Here is a 448-nt window from a genome sequence, read left to right as displayed (position 1 = left end):
GGGTGTTGAGTGCGCCGCCGAGGTCTAGGGCGGTGTCGGCGAGCGTGCCGTCGAGGTCGAACAATACGGCTTGTATCATGTGTTTTCCTTTTTTATAAAGTGCGGGACGAAAGGTTTCAGACGGCATGTTTATTTTGTTTCAAACCCTGCTCGAAATCTTCCAACATATCCAATTCGAAGCGGCTGAAGCCCGCTTTTTCCCGCGCTTCGATGTTCACATAGCCGCGGAAGATAAACATATCGTAACGGGCAATCAGACTGCGGAACAGGGCGACAGGTTCCAAACCGCGTTCGCGGCAGAGGTGTTGATACCACCGGTTGCCGATGGCGACGTGTCCCACTTCGTCGCGGTAAATGATGTCCAACACGCCGCAGGTTGCCGAATCGCCGCGCTGCTCCACCTTCGCGCGTATCCCCGGCGTAACGTCCAGTCCGCGCGCCTCCAACA

Annotated in this window: 1 protein-coding gene; it reads right to left on the bottom strand. The window is 56.2% G+C overall.

From position 1 onward, the window contains the following. Positions 1-116: 116 nt before the first annotated feature. Positions 117-448: DUF455 family protein (locus RM704_RS45770; protein WP_498076455.1), on the bottom strand; the 332-nt coding region annotated here is incomplete at its 5' end.

Source organism: Streptomyces gottesmaniae, from assembly GCF_031845845.1.
GTDB lineage: Bacteria > Actinomycetota > Actinomycetes > Streptomycetales > Streptomycetaceae > Streptomyces > Streptomyces akebiae.
The sequence above is the reverse complement of the archived record's forward strand: the minus strand, read 5'-3'. Positions and strand labels throughout refer to the sequence as shown.